The organism is Microtetraspora sp. NBRC 13810, from assembly GCF_030268685.1.
GTDB lineage: Bacteria > Actinomycetota > Actinomycetes > Streptosporangiales > Streptosporangiaceae > BSRQ01.
The window spans coordinates 1-14,982 of record NZ_BSRQ01000012.1; the positions used below are offsets into that span (position 1 = coordinate 1).

The following is a 14,982-nucleotide window of genomic DNA, read 5'->3' on the forward strand; positions in this document are numbered from 1 at the left end:
GGCCGGTGGCGAACCCTGCAGCACATCACCGTCAGCCCCAGCCGAATCGGCGACGTCGCCCGCGCGGCGCTTGTCCTCACTCACTTCGAGCACGATTACCTACCGGGAATTCGCTGAGATCACGTCAATGCGCGCCCCTCTAGAGGCACTTAATAGGCCATAGACGTGTCAGAGCGCATTTCGTGTTACAGCGCTTCAGCCAGCACGGCCTGCACAACGGCGGGCACGAGGGATTCCGTGATGGTGGCCATCACGGGACCACGCTGTTCCGCCGGCAGTTGCGCGACCTGGTCAACGACGTCCGCGATGGGAGCGCCGAGTGCGATGCCGGTTGGGGCGAACAGTTGCACGATCCGCGCGGGGTCGGCCTCGTCTGGCCGCGTGTGGTGGAGCTGGTCGAGCTCAAGGGAGACGCTGCTCAGGTCGCGGCCGGTATCGGCAGCGATCCGCGCGGCGAGGGCAGGCCGTCGGAAGTGGGCCCATTCGCCGGGGCGCCATCGCATGGCGTCGTCAGAAAGGTGGTCGACGATGGCGTAGTCGATGGTGTCGACGGTGTGCTTGGGGTTCACGGGCGTCACCCTATGAGGTGGTCAGTGGTGCCGAATTTCATGCCGCGGGTCGCCACGGCGAGAGCCGGACACGGGCGGGATCAGTCGTCTGACTCGGCGGCGGTCTGCGGCTCCTCCGACCTCAAGAACGTGGAGCGGTGCTGGGCCCCTCGACGAACCGACGAGTGTGCTGGAACGCATCGGTTCGGGACTGGAGCCATTCGGATCAGTGTCTCGACGGCTCCCGGACTTCGTGCCGGCGGGCAGCCTCGTGCGGGGTAGGCGTGGGGGCGTTGATCGGCAGCGGAGCCAGAGGTCAGTTCGCTCAAACGGGGGCTCATCGGAGTACTCGCGATCCGGGATCTCGGCCGCGGACTCGCTGCCCAAAACCTCCGCTCGCACGGGTTCATCTTGCTCGCGCGCAATCACGGTGCGCAGCGCTGCGGGCTCCTCTTGCTCCCGCGCAATCACGGTGCGCAGCGCTTCGGTCATGGACCGACCGTACCCAGTGCCGATCTGCTTCCCGTCGGCATCCAGGGCGGTCGCCATGAGAGCTTCTGGCTCGCCTAGCGCCTCAAAGCCTGGGAGAAACCCGGGAGAAACGATCTTGAGCATGGCTCATCTAGGTTCACCGACGCTCTCTCTGGTTCACCGAGACTCCGCGTCTGACCAGGGCGATCCATGATCGCCCTGGTCAGGCCAGTGCGCGGACGGTGCTGATAAGGAAGAGGTCCCAGGTTCAAGTCCTGGTAGCCCCACCCAGCTCAGAGGCCATTTCCCGGCAGGGAAGTGGCCTTTTTCGATCTTCCGGGTGACTAAGTGAGTGACTACGCTCCCTTGACCTCGATGGGGAAGATCATGTTTATCGCCTCGGCCCCATCGAGCAGCACGGGGCGGAGCTGCTTGCGGTAGACCTTCTCCGTCACCACGGTCCCCTTGTGGCCGACCAGGCGGGAAATGTTCTCCAGGGCCATGCCGGAGTCCGACAGCAGCGAGACGAAGCTGTGCCGCATCTCCCGGGGAGTCCACTCGTCCTCGTTGAGATCGGTCCTCTTGAGGATCACCCGGAAGGCCCGGCGGACGTTGGCCGCGTCCAGCTCGGTCCCGTGCTTGCTCGCGAAGACGAGGTCATTCTCCTGCCACAAGTTCCCCGCTCTCTCTCGTGCGAGTGTCTGCCGCTCACGGTGCCCGCGCAGCGCGTCTACGCACAGCCTGGGGAGAGCGAGGGTGCGCCGGGACTTCTCGGTTTTGGTGTCTCCCCCGACTCGTACCGAGCGCCACACCATGATCGACGGCGGGAGCGGGGGATCCGCGTCCGGCTGGCCGTCCAGGTCCACATGCGCCCAGGTGAGCGCCCGTAACTCCTCGGTCCTGGCGCCGATGAGGAGCGACACCACGACGTAGGCGTACAGGATCGCCCCCTCGGCCGCCCTGAGCACCGACGCCGCCTGGTCGAGCGTCAGCGACTTCGAGGGACGCCCCTCCTGTCCCTTGGGGATCTCGCACAGCATCACCACGTTGCGCTTGACCTTGTCGCGCGCCTGGGCGCGGGCGATGGACCGCTTGAGAATCGAGTGGATCTTCCGCAGGGTCTCCGTGCTCAGGATCTTTGACTTGGTCGCCAGCCACCGGTCCACGTCGTCGGCGGACAGCTCCCGGAGCTTGCGAGCGCCCAGCGCGGGGATCACGTGCTGCTCCGCCAGGATGCGGCGGTTCGTGACCGTGGAGGCTTCCCGTCCGTTGAGACCGAACTCCAGCCAGTCGCGTACGGCGTCGCCCACGGTGTGGTTGTGCGCGGCCGTGGTCAGGCCGTCGTCGTAGTCGCGGATGATCTCTTTGAGTTTGGCCTTGGCTTCGGTCTTGGTCTTGCCGCTGGCCTTCTTGACGATGCGCTTTCCGGCGGGGGTGTAGCCGACGGTCACTGAGGCGATCCAGCGTTCGCGGGTCTCGTCCCAGTGCAGGCCGCCGTCTCCCCGGCTGCGTCGGGTGGTCATGATGCCTCGCTTCCTGTCCGAGAAGTGCCACGTGGTCGGGGATTGGCTCAGAGTTTCTTTACTGGTTCAAGGCGCCAGCGCTTCGCGCCGCCGCACGGCGGGACACGCCCCGCCGCCCCGGCACGGCCAGCGGGCCGGGCGTGCGGCCCTGGCGGCCGGTCCCGACCCGCGCCAGCCGGGACGGCACGGCGTAAGCCCGCCGCCCACCGCACCGAGCACCCGCCGAACCGAACGCACCCGCCGCCCTGGTACGCGCTGCCGCCTGCCGCTCCGACCACCGGCCCAACCGCTTCGCGGCCCCTACGGGGTGCCATTCGGCATTGCGCCGGCCGTCTCCACTCCCGTCGATGGTTTTCCTGGGTTGCGGGCCGTGACTCCCCCGCCCCCGCTGCCGGAGTGTTCGTGTCCCTCGGTCGGCGTCAACTCCGTCTGTACCTGTTGGGTGTGGGGTACCGGTGTACGCCGTGGGGCAACGGACACGCGAAGACGGAGTTGACCCCTCGGTCGGGACACACGGTCTGGCAGCTGTCGGGGGCGGGGGAGGAATGGGCCGGAACTCTGCATGGTGGCCCCTGGTAGGCGTGGCGACGCCGTCCCTCCGAAGCACACGCCGCCACGCCCGTTCTACCGGGCTTTCCCGGACAGCAGTGCCGTCCAGGTCGCCCGAGCTTTGGCGATCGACCAGCGGTGGCTCTCGTCCACCCGGTGGCCGTCGTCGAGTTGGAGGGTGCGCCGTATGAACCCCTGTCCGCCGCCCTGGAACAGCTCGTACACGGTGGCCCGGCACCCGCATGTCCACGCCACCGGCCGCACCCGCTCCAGGACCCGTTCTGGTGCGCGCCAGTCGAGCCGGACATGACCGTGTTGCGCCATGCCCAGGTGTGGGCTCACGCAGGTCTCAAGCATCGTCACAACGGCGCCGCCTCTGCCCTCGGTGCTCGCAGCGGAGGCGCGGGGTGTGCGGCACAGAGATCGACATAGCGGGCGGCGATCCGGTGAGCGGCTGCCACCGGGGTGCCCGCCGGATGTGTCGCGTATTTCCTGCGACCCGTCCGTGCGGAGTGTTCCCCGTTCCACCACATGAAGTGGAAGCCGTCGGACCAGACGAGCAGGTCCACCCACACGCTCAGCAGGGCCGCGCCGTGCCCCTGGTGAACGTCGGCGGCTATCCCGAGATCGGCGAGAGCGGCGCGAAGCTGTTCGGCCGCATGAGAGGAACGGGCTGCTTCTGTGATCACTGCGTTGAGGGGCATCGCTCTCCGGGAGGTCTCGGATGGTCGTGACCAGGCGGTCGCGACTCATGTCGTTCGTGGGAGGGGACGTTTTTTGAGGCTTGATACGTCCCTAAGCATGCTGATCAGGGCGGGGACGATGGAACTTCACTTGGGGACGGTGACGGGACGTCTTTGGAGGCGTATAAACGTCCCATGGCACCCAACGAGCGCCTGCGGTCCGCGCTGCTCCACGCGGGCATCAGCGTCCGGCAACTGGCCGAGGCGGTAGGGGTCGATCCCAAGACCGCCGAACGATGGGTCAACACTGGCCGTACGCCACACCCGGGCATCGCCCACCGGGCCGCGATCGTGCTCCGGGAGGACCTCGCCCACCTGTGGCCCGCGATCGAGCAGGGAAAGCGACGTCATCGAGGGAGCGGTGAACTGGTCGCCGCCTACCCCACCCGCGCCTCCGCGCCCCTGGACATGTGGCGGACCCTGTTCGAGCGCGCGGAGCAACGCATCGGCATCCTGGTCTACGCCGCGAACTTCCTGCACGAGTCGTGGCCGGACTTCAACGACCTTCTCGCGTCGAAGGCACGGGAGGGGTGTCGCGTCCGCATCTTGCTCGGTGACGCCGACTCACTCGTCATTCGGGGCAGGGGTGCTGAGGAACTGTTCGGGCACGGCATCGAGTCGCGCTGCCGGGTGGCGCTCATGCACTACCGGCCGCTGACGGAATCGTCGAACGTCGAGCTGCGCGTGCACGACACCACGCTCTACAACTCCCTGTTCCTGGGGGACGATCACATGATCGTCAACGCGCACGTCTTCGGCATGAACGCCTACGGCGCCCCGGTCTACCACCTGCGCCACATGCGCGAGGAAGGGCTGTTCGACACCTACGCCACCAGCTTCGAAGCCGTGTGGAAACAGTCCCGGCTGCCCGGTGAGGAGAGGTAGGTGGCCCGCACCGAGTACTACGACGATCCTGACGCCCCCGAGCCGAACAGTCTGGTCGTGGGAGTGTCCGCTGTGGTCGTCGACGACGAGGGACGCATCCTCATGCAGCGGCGCACCGACAACGGGCTGTGGGCGTTGCCCGGCGGCGGGATGGACCTCACCGAGTCGGTGCCGCAGGCGGCTGTACGGGAGGTGAAGGAGGAGACCGGCTACGACGTGGAGGTGACCGGCATGGTCGGCCTCTACACCGATGCCCGGCACATCATCGCCTACAGCGACGGGGAGGTACGCCGCCAGTTCAACGTCTGCCTGACGGCCCGCGTCGTCGGCGGAGCACTCGCGGTCAGCGACGAGTCGACCGACGTTCGCTGGATCAGTCCCGATGAGTTCGAGGAACTGTCGATGCACGACACCCAGCGACTCCGGATCGGGCACTTTCTCGACGGGACTGTCTCGCCGTACATCGGCTAAGCCGGAAATCCAGCGGGGTAAAGGTTTTGAAACACCGGTGCCGCGCGGGGATGGCCGGATAGCACCCCTGACCTTTTGTGTCTTAGATCCCGTGGCTGGCCGCATCCGGCGTCAGCGCGAGCACGCCGGTTCCTCGGACCTTTGTCTCACGCGTCAAGGCGAACGGGCTGACGCCGTACGCGGCGGCGATCTCAGGGGCCAGGTGGAAGGCGGCCCATGCCCACTCCTCGATCTGTTCACTGCTTGCGGCTTGCAGGTCTCCGTCGGCCGGAAGCCCTAGTTCCAAGCGTCGTGCCTGTTCCTGGGGCAGCGGATCGCCGAGGGTGAGCAGTTCGTCATCCAGCTCGCCGGTCGCCGCGTACCGGCGTACGACGCTGCCGTGTTCGGCCACCAGCCATGCCGAGCCGTCCCCTTGCTCGCCGTAGTAATAGGCCTGGGCCTCTCCGTAGCGAGCACTGAGCGCCTCGCACAACCTGAGCACATCCTCGTGGCGCTCGCTGCCGCAAGGATCGCACCAGGCCCCGATGACCAGGGTCCAGCTGTCTACTTCGGGGGTGACAAAGACTCGCGACAGGTGATGGCGATCATCCGGGTCGCCGTGTGCATCGGCGTCGATCACTTCTTGGGCCTCGGCGAATGTGATCGGTGTGGGCGAGGACAGGCCTAAGACTTCCATGACGCCCACCTGGTCACCGGTCGGGACCGCGATCCAGTGGTTCCAGCACGTCGATACCGGCCCAGGCCAGTCCTTCACCTCTGCCCGCACGAGCCCACTATGCCAGGCCGCCAGAGTGGCCGGTGCGGAGGTTGAATCTCAAAATGAGTGACCAACTGAGTGACAACGACCACGGACGAGGCTGGACGTCGGTGGATCACCATGGACCGTACGTGCAGGTAGGAGCGGGTACAGCTCATGGTCCCGCCCTCACCCGCCTTGCCTGATAAGGAAGAGGTCCCAGGTTCAAGTCCTGGTAGCCCCACCGTGTTTTCCCAGTAGAGGCTGGATCCCGAGGTCGTGGATCTGGCCTCTTGATCGTTTGACGGTCATTTGACCGTTGCGCAGGACGGTCCCTCAGCACGAGACGCTCAATCTTCGCATCAGCTGCGAGGCAGCCGTGCCTTCGCTGCGCGTTCGGTCGGTGCCGAGGTTGCCGGGTGTAGTCGGACCGGACACGGCTATCCGGGCGATGCGGTCCACCGCAGTCAGCTCCCACGGGCTGCGTCCAGGCTGACCCGCAATCTCTGGACCTCGCCAAGCCGGCCTTCGCGTTCGACGGTGATCCGCGTGATCACGAATCCCGTCTGGGCTTTAGAAGGCCCCTGTCGGTCGGGGAGGAATGGAGTGAGCGTTCTCATCCCAGTAACTTGGCGTCTCTCCCACAACGTTCTCTTATTTGATTCCTCAAACGTCCAAGTTCGTCGATACGATCGGCGCAAGGGTTCCGTCACGTCTGGTGATCGACGAGGCATGACATCGATAAAGCGGAGTGGGCGCATGCTCGAAGGCCGGTGGACCACCGTCACCGAGTCCGAGTTTGACCACGAGCGTCGTGGCCTGGAGGCCATCCGCGAGAAGCTCCCGGACGCCGAGCCCTGGCGAGCCTGGTCGAACTTCACCTTCACCGCGCATGCCGGTCACGTGCGGGAGGTCGATCTGCTCGTCGTCACGCCCGGCGGCGTCTGCATGGTCGAGCTCAAGGACTGGCGCGGCAGCCTGACCACCGAGAACGGCACCTGGGTGCAGACCACGCGCGATGGGCGCCGCATCCCGCACGGAAACCCGCTACACCTGGTGAACAAGAAGGCCAAGGAACTGGCCGCGCTGCTGGGTCAGCACGGTAGGCGCGTGTGGGTGTCCGCGGCGGTCTGCTTCACCGAATCCTCCCTACGGGTGCACCTGCCTGCCCACGACCAGAACGGCGTCTACACGATCGACCGGCTCGTGGAGATGCTGCGGCGCCCCGCGTCTGACGAGCGGCGGCGCATCACCTCGACCGACTCCCGTGAAATCAAGACCGCGCTGGAACGTGTGGGCATTCGCCGGAGCGACGCCGAGTACAAGGTCGGCCCGTACCTCCTGGAGCGCAAGTCCTTCGACACCGGTCCGACCTGGGCCGACTACCTGGCACGCCACAGCGAGCTGCCCGAGTTGGCGCGGGTCCGTATCTACCTGCGGGAGCGCGGCTCGGACGCGTCGATCCGCGCGTCGGTGGAGAACGCCGCCCGGCGTGAGGCCGCCGTTCTGCGCCGCTTCCGCCACCCCGGCGTCGTACAGCTCAAGCAGTACGACCCCTCCGGGCACTCGGCCGGTCCGGCGCTGATCTTCGACTACCATCCGCAGACCCTGCGCCTGGACGAGTACCTGGTCCAGTACGGAGACAAGCTCGACATCCTTGGCCGGATGGCCCTGGTCCGGCAACTCGCCGAGACGATGCGCTCCGCGCACTCCAGCCGGATCCACCATCGCGCGCTGGCCGCGCGCTCGGTGCACGTGATCCCCCGCAACAGGGGCCGCGAGGGGCAGGCGATCGGGGAGGAGGCGGCCTGGCTGGCGCCGCATCTGCAGATCTCCGACTGGCAGATCGCCACGCAGCGCAGCGGCAGTGGGCCGTCGCAGGGCATGACGCGGTTCGCGCCGACGGCTCTGTCGGCGATCCACCTGGCCGAGGGGGCGGACCCGTACCTCGCCCCCGAGCTGACCGCGGTGAGTCCCGACCCGATCGCCCTCGACGTGTACGGCCTTGGCGTGCTCACCTATCTGCTGGCGACCGGCCGGCCCCCGGCGGCGAGCCAGGCCGAGCTGCTGGCCCGGCTGGAGGCGGGGGAGGGGCTGCGGCCCAGTGCGATCGTGGACGGCCTGTCGGAGGACATCGACGAGCTGGTGCAGGCCGCGACCGCCTACCGGCCGGAGCGGCGGCTCGCGACGGTCGATGAGTTCCTGGAGATGCTGGAGTGCGTCGAGGACTCGCTGACCGCCCCCGCCTCCGGTCCGGGTGACACCGGTGCGCCGGCGCAGACCCCGGAGAAGGACCCGTTGGAGGCCGTCGCGGGCGACGTGCTGGCCTCCCGTTGGGAGGTGCGGCGCCGCCTGGGCACCGGTTCGACGAGCCGCGCCTTCCTCGTCCGGGATCTGCGAGCCGATCCGGCACGTGGGGCTCGCGCGTTCGCGGTGCTGAAAGTGGCGCTGTCCGACAGCCGCGGCGAGGTCTTGGCTCGTGAGGCCGAGGTCATGGGACGGCTGCGTCCCGACTCGCGGGTCATCCGGCTGGTCGAGCCGGAGCCCCTGTTCATCGGGGCCCGCACGGTCCTGGTCCTGGAGTACGTCGGTGACGAGCGGGACCCGGACGAGCAGGGGGAGTCCGCAAGCGGAACGCGTCGTCGCGAGGAGACCGTGGCGCGGCAGCTCCGCGAGGGCGGCCGGCTCCAGGTCGACCAACTGGAGGCGTACGGCGACTACCTGTTCGGCGCGGTCGACTTCCTGGAGGGCGAAGGCGTTTGGCACCGCGACATCAAGCCGGACAACATCGCAATCCGGGTGCGCCCCAACCGCACCCGCGAGCTGGTGTTGATCGACTTCTCGCTGGCCGGATACCCCGTGCAGGAGACGGACGCCGGCACCGACGGCTACCTCGATCCGTTCATCGGGACGCTGACGCGCTCGGTATACGACGCCCACGCCGAGCGGTACGCGGTCGCCGTCACCCTGCACGAAATGGCCTCCGGAGAGCTGCCCAAGTGGGGCGATGGCAAGGTATCGCCCCGCCAGACCAATTCAGAGGACTGGCCGGTTCCGACGATCGCCGCCGACGCGTTCGACCCGGCGATCCGGGATGGGCTCGTCGCCTTCTTCCAGAAGGCCCTGAACCGTGATGTCGCGCGGCGCTTCGGCGAGCTCAAGCCGATGCGGGACGCCTGGAAGAAGATCTTCCTGGACATGGCGGAGACGGTGCCGTCCGGTCACCGAGCCTCCCGGCACCCGGCTTCCGACGAGACGGGTGGCACGGCCCCGGCGATCGCCGAAGCCGAGCCGGAGTCCGCAGATCTGCAGCGCGACCGGCTGGCCGCCGAGGTCACCCGCGACTCCCACCTTTCGGCCGCAGGTCTGACCCCGGCCGCCGAGTCGTTCCTGTACGGCCTGGGTGTGACGACCGTGGGTGAGTTGCTGGACTACAGCCAGCGCAATCTCGTCAACGCCCCCGGTCTCGGTGCCAAGACCCGTAACGAGATCCAGCGCCGCCAGCGCGAGTGGGGCGAGCGGCTGCGCCAAGCGCCCGTCTCGCCGCTCACTCCGGAGGGCCGCCGCGCCGCGGAAGAGGAGCTGGAACGGCTGAGCGCGGCGGAGTCCGCGCTGGTGGACACCCTCGCCGCGGGGGAGGGCGCGGACGACCTCTCCCAGCGTGTTCTGCGCTCCGTCAGCCTGGACACGATCGCCGCGCTGCTGGTGCCGAAGCTGAAGAGCAACGGGTCGAACCGCAATGAGGTCGAGATGGTTCGGCTGCTGCTTCGCCTCCCCGATGATCACGGCGAACTGCCCGGCATCGGGGTCTGGCCGAAGCAGAAGGACGTCGCCGAGGCCCTCGGCCTCAGCGCCGGCCGCATCCCACAGATGCTGAAGACCCAGCGGACGCGGTGGAAGAAGCTGCCTGCGGTGGGGGCACTGCGGGAGGAGCTCCTGGCGCTGCTGGCCGGGCTCGGCCGGGTCGCCTCCGCCGCCGAGATCGCCGACGCGCTCACGGTACGGCGCGGCACGCGCCTGCAGGGGCACGAACAGCGCCGGGCGCTCGCCCTGGCCGCTGTGCGGGCGGTGGTGGAGGTGGAACAGCTCGTCCCGGAGGAGAGCGCGTTCCGGCACGCAGCCAATCGCGAGGCGGTGAACGAGGGAATGGGCGCGGGCCTGCTGGCCCTGGAGGTCGGTGAAGACGACGGTCCCGACACTCCATCGGCTCCCGGTCTGCTCGACTACGCCCACCGTCTGGGGCGGGTCGCCGACCGCCTCGCCAAGCTCGACACGCTGCCGACAGCGACGACCGTGCTGGGCGAGCTCGGGGCGATCAGCCCGCCGCCGGGCGCGATCGAGTGGGACGAGCGACGCATGGTCGAGCTGGCCGTCGCCGCGTCTCGTAACGCCGCCGCCACGCCACGGCTGGAGATTTACCCACGTGATCTGCCGCTGGTGCGGGCACTACGGCTGACCCAGGCGGGGCTGGTCCGGCTCATCCCGGGTGTCCCGGAGGGACGGCAGCCGGGCCTGACCGCCGAGGATGTCCACGAGCGGGTGCGTGCCCGCTTCCCCGAGCTAGCGGACGGCCGGGGTGGCCGCGAGCTGCCGGCCGAGGGAGCGTTGACCAAGGCCCTACGGGACGCCGGCTTCGACCTCGCCCTGTCCACCCGAGAGGACACCGGAACCCCGCGCTACCTGCCGACGCGTATGGACACCGTCTCCAGCTACCTGACCGTGCGCGCCTGGCGGCACACCACGGCCGGCACCGGCGTCACCCGGTACGCCGACGACCCCCAAATCGCGGGAGCGGTGCGCGCGGAGGAGCGGCTCGCCGCTTCGGCTCGCCGGGACGGGTTCCGGGTGCTTACGGTGCGTGCGGGGCTGACCCGGGAGGCGATCGCCGAGCTTTCGGGCGGGTCCGGCAGGTTCGGGGTCGAGGCGGTCTCGATGACCGGGCTGTTCCTGGAGGTCATGCACGAGCTCGTGCCGCCGGGCACGAAGCCGACCTGGGACACCATCCTGCGCGCGGACGTCGCCGAGCCCGGCACCAGGGCCGCGCTGAAGTTCGCCGAATATGCCCGTACCGCCTGGGGCCGGATTGAGCCGAGGATGCGTGGGCTGCTGGAGTCGGGCGCCGGCCCGGTGCTGCTGACGGATGCCATGGCGTTCGCACGCTACGACGCCATGGGCGTGCTCGACCGGCTGGCGGCGGCGGCCCGGCAGGGCATGCGGGGGCTGTGGCTGCTCTGCCCGCAGGGCGATCCGGAACGTGAGCCGAGGCTGGGTGCGGTCGCCGTGCCGTATCAGGCGGGGCTGGGCGAGTGGATCGTGCTGCCGGACTCCTGGGTGAGCAACGAGCACCGGGCCTCCGCGAAGAGTCAGAAGGTGTGGGAAGAGGCGAGATGATCGACCGCAAGGCGCTGTTGGCTGATCTGAAGCAGCAGGTCAAGGCGGTCGAGGCCGACCTTGCCAAGCAGGTCAAGGCCCTGCCGGAGGTCGAGGCGCGGCTGCGCGCGGAGTACGACCAGGCGCGCAAACTTGGGCGCACGGCGGCGACCCGTACCTCCTGGCTGGACGAGCGCGTTACGCAGGTCGCAGTGGCGTGGGTGCTGGGTACGGTGTTCATGCGCTTCTGCGAGGACAACCGGCTGATTCCCGAGCCGTATTTGACGGCTCCGGGGGCCGAGCGGCGGGACCTGGCCCAGGCGCGGTATGAGGCGTATGTCGAGGAGGACCCCGACCCGACCTACCGCGGGTGGTTGGAACGTGCCTTCGCGGAGCTTGGGGAGGGGCAGGCCGGCAAGCTGTTGTTCGATCCGGCTCATAATCCGCTCTTTCAGATCCCGCTCTCGCACGATGGGGCGCGGGCACTGCTTGAGTTCTGGCGCGAGCAGGACGAGACGGGAACGCTCGTTCACGACTTCACCGATTCGCTGAGCGAGGACGGCACCCGCGGCTGGGACACACGATTTCTGGGCGACCTGTACCAGGACCTGTCGGAGGCGGCGCGCAAGACGTACGCGCTGCTGCAGACACCGGAGTTCGTGGAGGAGTTCATCCTCGACCGGACAATGGACCCGGCGGTGCGGGAGTTCGGCTTCGAGGAGCTGAAGATGATCGACCCGACCTGCGGGTCGGGGCACTTCGTGCTGGGCGCGTTCCGGCGGCTGGTCGGGTTGTGGGCCGAGCGCCGGCCGGACACCGACCGGCACCAGCGGGTGCGGGCCGCACTGGACTCGGTGCATGGAGTGGACATCAACCCATTCGCGGTGGCGATCGCGCGGTTCCGGCTGCTGGTCGCTGCTATGGCGGCTGCGGGTATGCGGACGATGGCGGAGGCGGTCAAGTACGACTGGCCGATGCATCTTGCGATCGGTGATTCCTTAATCAAGGAACGGCAGCTTGAGCTGATTCTGGGGGACGAGGTACCGCGCGACCCGCTGGCGGACTTCGCTTATGCGGTGGAGGACGTGTACGAGCACCCGCGTATTCTGGAGCCGGGGCGTTACCACGTGGTGGTGGGTAACCCGCCGTACATCACGGTGGCGGACAAGAAGCTGAACGCGCTGTACCGGGAGCTGTACAAGGCATGTGCGGGAGCGTACGCACTTTCGGTGCCGTTCGCCCAGCGGTTCTTCGAGCTGGCCAAGCGGGGCGACGCCGACGGGCGCGGGTACGGAAAGGTCGGACAGATTACGGCGAACTCGTTCCTGAAGAGGGAGTTCGGGGCGAAGCTGATCGAGGAGTTCTTCGCCCGCGAGGTCGAGTTGACAGAGGTGATCGACACATCGGGTGCTTACATCCCCGGCCACGGAACGCCGACGGTCATCCTCATCGGCACGCGGCGTTCGGGGAAGGAGCGATCGGAGACTATCCGGACTATCCGGAGTGTACAAGGCGAGCCTGCTGCTCTAGAGAATGCCGAAGAGGGGCTTGTCTGGCGAGCGATTGTGGATCAGATCGACAAACCGGGTTCAGCCAGCCAATGGGTTTCAGTGGATGACCTGGACCGTTTCCGTTACTTCGGAAGCCATCCATGGATTCTTGTCAGTGGCGGTTTGGAGCTGATCGAAAATATTCGGGCGAATGGGAAAGATCTTCTGGAGGGGCTGGCTGGCGATATCGGCGCTGGTGCTGTAACTCGGGAAGACAGTGCGTATATAGTTGGTGCCGGATTCTTGCGACGGAAGGGAATTCCTCTTGAGTGTCGTCGCCCTTTAGTTGAGGGAACTGAGTTGCGGGACTATGTCATATGGAACCCAGTTGAAGCCATCTGGCCATACTCGACATGGGACCTGTCGGCAGTCGCTCCCCTTTCTGTAAGCCGCGCTCTCTGGCCGTCCCGGCGTATTCTCTGTGAGCGTATGGCATTTGGGAAAACTCAAATTCAACGGGGGTTGGAGTGGTTCGAGTACTCAATGTTCTTTAGGGGGCGCTATAGGATTCGACCCTCAATCGCCTTCTCTTTTATAGCTACTCACAATCATTTCGTGGTTAACAGGAGAAACAATGTGCTGCAGCACTCTGTTCTCGCGATCACTTTGCGAGAGGGTGCTGGCGAGCAGGAGTATGTGCAGCTATTTGGACTGCTTAATAGTTCCACCGTTTGCTTCTGGCTCAAGATGGTGAGTCACAGTAAGGGTACAGAGGGGCATCAGTCGGGGATCAAGACGGAGCTCTGGGAGCAATTCTATGAGTTCACCGGAACTAAGCTGCAGAGCTTTCCTCTTCCGGCCAAGTATCCTGCCGTTCTCGCTGCCGCCCTTGACAGTCGCTCTCAGGACCTCGCTTCCACCAGTCCTTCGGCTATCATTGCAGCTAGGCTCCCCACTAGCGTGGCCCTCCGTGAGGCCAGAATAAAATGGCACTCTATTCGAGCCCATATGATCGCCCTCCAGGAAGAGTTGGACTGGGAGATCTATTCGCTCTACAACCTCCACCTTGAGGACCTGCGCAGCCCCGCCGAGACGGACGTTCCCGAACTCGCTCTCGGGGAGCGGGCCTTCGAGATAGTGCTCGCCCGCAAGGTGGTTAAGGGGGAGGCGTCCGGCGAGTGGTTCAAGCGGCACGGGTCCACGCCGATCACAGATATCCCCGCACACTGGCCTGAGCCCTACAAGCAGATCGTGCAGAAGCGTATCGACGCCATCGAATCCTCCCGAGCCATCGGCATGATCGAGCGGCCCGAGTACAAGCGTCGGTGGGCGACCGAGGGATGGGACGCGCTTCAGGACAAGGCGCTCCGCTCCTGGCTGCTGGATCGGATCGAGGCGCGCGAGCACTGGTATGACGAGAACGGGCAGCCCGCAATCGTTACGATCGCCAGGCTCGCCGACGCCCTCTCCCGAGACGAGGACTTCGTCTCCGTAGCGGCCCTCTACGCTCCGCGCCGAGAGTTGATGGCTGTGGTGACCGACCTCCTCGCCGAGGATCACGTGCCGTTCCTCGCCGCGCTCCGCTACAAGCCGAGCGGCCTGAAAAAGCGCGCCGACTGGGAGCACGTCTGGGACCTCCAGCGCAAAGAAGACGCCGCCCCGGACGAACCCAGCAAGCGGAAGATCCGCGACTCGATCCCCGTGCCGCCGAAGTACACCTCGGCCGACTTCGTCAAGCCCTCCTACTGGCGGGCACGCGGCAAGCTCGACGTGCCCAAGGAGCGGTTCATCTCCTACCCCTCGACCACCTCAGGCACCCCGGAGCTGTACGGCTGGGCGGGCTGGGACCACAGGGAACAAGCCCAGGCGCTGGCCACGTACTTCACCAACCACGCCCTGTCCACCGAGGAGATCACCCCGTTCCTCGCCGGACTCCTGGAACTGCAGCCGTGGCTCCACCAATGGCACAGCGAGTTCGACCCCATGTACAGCGGTTCCCCGGCCGACTTCTTCGCCGGCTACCGGCAGCAGATCCAGGGCGAACACGGCCTGACCGACGACGCGCTGCGAAACTGGCGGCCGGCGGCCCTCGCGCGCGGACGCCGTACCGCGAAAAAGGAGTAGCCACGCAGAGGCGATTGGCGTAGGCACGCAGAGGCAAGGCGTAGGCGGAAGCGAAGGAGAGCGAGAAGGTCC

Annotated in this window: 9 protein-coding genes; 4 read left to right on the forward strand and 5 right to left on the reverse strand. The window is 67.1% G+C overall.

All coding sequences use genetic code 11. The features are described from left to right. Nucleotides 1-185 precede the first annotated feature (185 nt). The 4 genes from QSK26_RS23300 to QSK26_RS23315 form a co-directional block, all read right to left on the reverse strand. A complete protein-coding gene (locus QSK26_RS23300; RefSeq protein WP_285777359.1) occupies nt 186-569 on the reverse strand; it encodes a hypothetical protein in 384 nt (127 codons plus the stop codon). A gap of 806 nt (nt 570-1,375) precedes the next feature. Beyond that, nucleotides 1,376-2,542, reverse strand: a complete 1,167-nt coding sequence (locus QSK26_RS23305) for a site-specific integrase (RefSeq protein ID WP_285777360.1) — start codon at nt 2,540-2,542, stop codon at nt 1,376-1,378. A 624-nt stretch (nt 2,543-3,166) separates the two neighbouring features. Then, nucleotides 3,167-3,433, reverse strand: a complete 267-nt coding sequence (locus QSK26_RS23310; protein WP_285777361.1) for a hypothetical protein — start codon at nt 3,431-3,433, stop codon at nt 3,167-3,169. Nucleotides 3,434-3,450: 17 nt separating this feature from the next. Continuing rightward, nucleotides 3,451-3,795, reverse strand: coding sequence for a hypothetical protein (locus QSK26_RS23315; protein ID WP_285777362.1), 345 nt, complete (start codon nt 3,793-3,795; stop codon nt 3,451-3,453). A gap of 174 nt (nt 3,796-3,969) precedes the next feature. Between QSK26_RS23315 and QSK26_RS23320 the strand changes: the two genes are divergently transcribed. Beyond that, complete coding sequence (locus tag QSK26_RS23320; protein WP_285777363.1) at nt 3,970-4,719, forward strand: DUF5919 domain-containing protein; 750 nt, start codon at nt 3,970-3,972, stop codon at nt 4,717-4,719. After that, nucleotides 4,720-5,190, forward strand: a complete 471-nt coding sequence (locus tag QSK26_RS23325) for an NUDIX hydrolase (RefSeq protein ID WP_285777364.1) — start codon at nt 4,720-4,722, stop codon at nt 5,188-5,190. An 82-nt stretch (nt 5,191-5,272) separates the two neighbouring features. Here QSK26_RS23325 and QSK26_RS23330 read toward each other — a convergent pair whose 3' ends face one another. Next, entirely contained in the window at nt 5,273-5,956 is a 684-nt protein-coding gene (locus QSK26_RS23330; RefSeq protein ID WP_285777365.1) for a hypothetical protein, read from the reverse strand. Between the two features lie 729 nt (nt 5,957-6,685). Between QSK26_RS23330 and pglW the strand changes: the two genes are divergently transcribed. Both pglW and pglX read left to right on the forward strand, forming a co-directional pair. Beyond that, complete coding sequence (pglW, locus tag QSK26_RS23335; RefSeq protein ID WP_285777366.1) at nt 6,686-11,317, forward strand: BREX system serine/threonine kinase PglW; 4,632 nt, start codon at nt 6,686-6,688, stop codon at nt 11,315-11,317. Then, a complete protein-coding gene (pglX, locus tag QSK26_RS23340; RefSeq protein ID WP_285777367.1) occupies nt 11,314-14,910 on the forward strand; it encodes a BREX-2 system adenine-specific DNA-methyltransferase PglX in 3,597 nt (1,198 codons plus the stop codon). The genes pglW and pglX overlap by 4 nt, the downstream gene beginning before the upstream one ends. Nucleotides 14,911-14,982 lie beyond the last annotated feature (72 nt).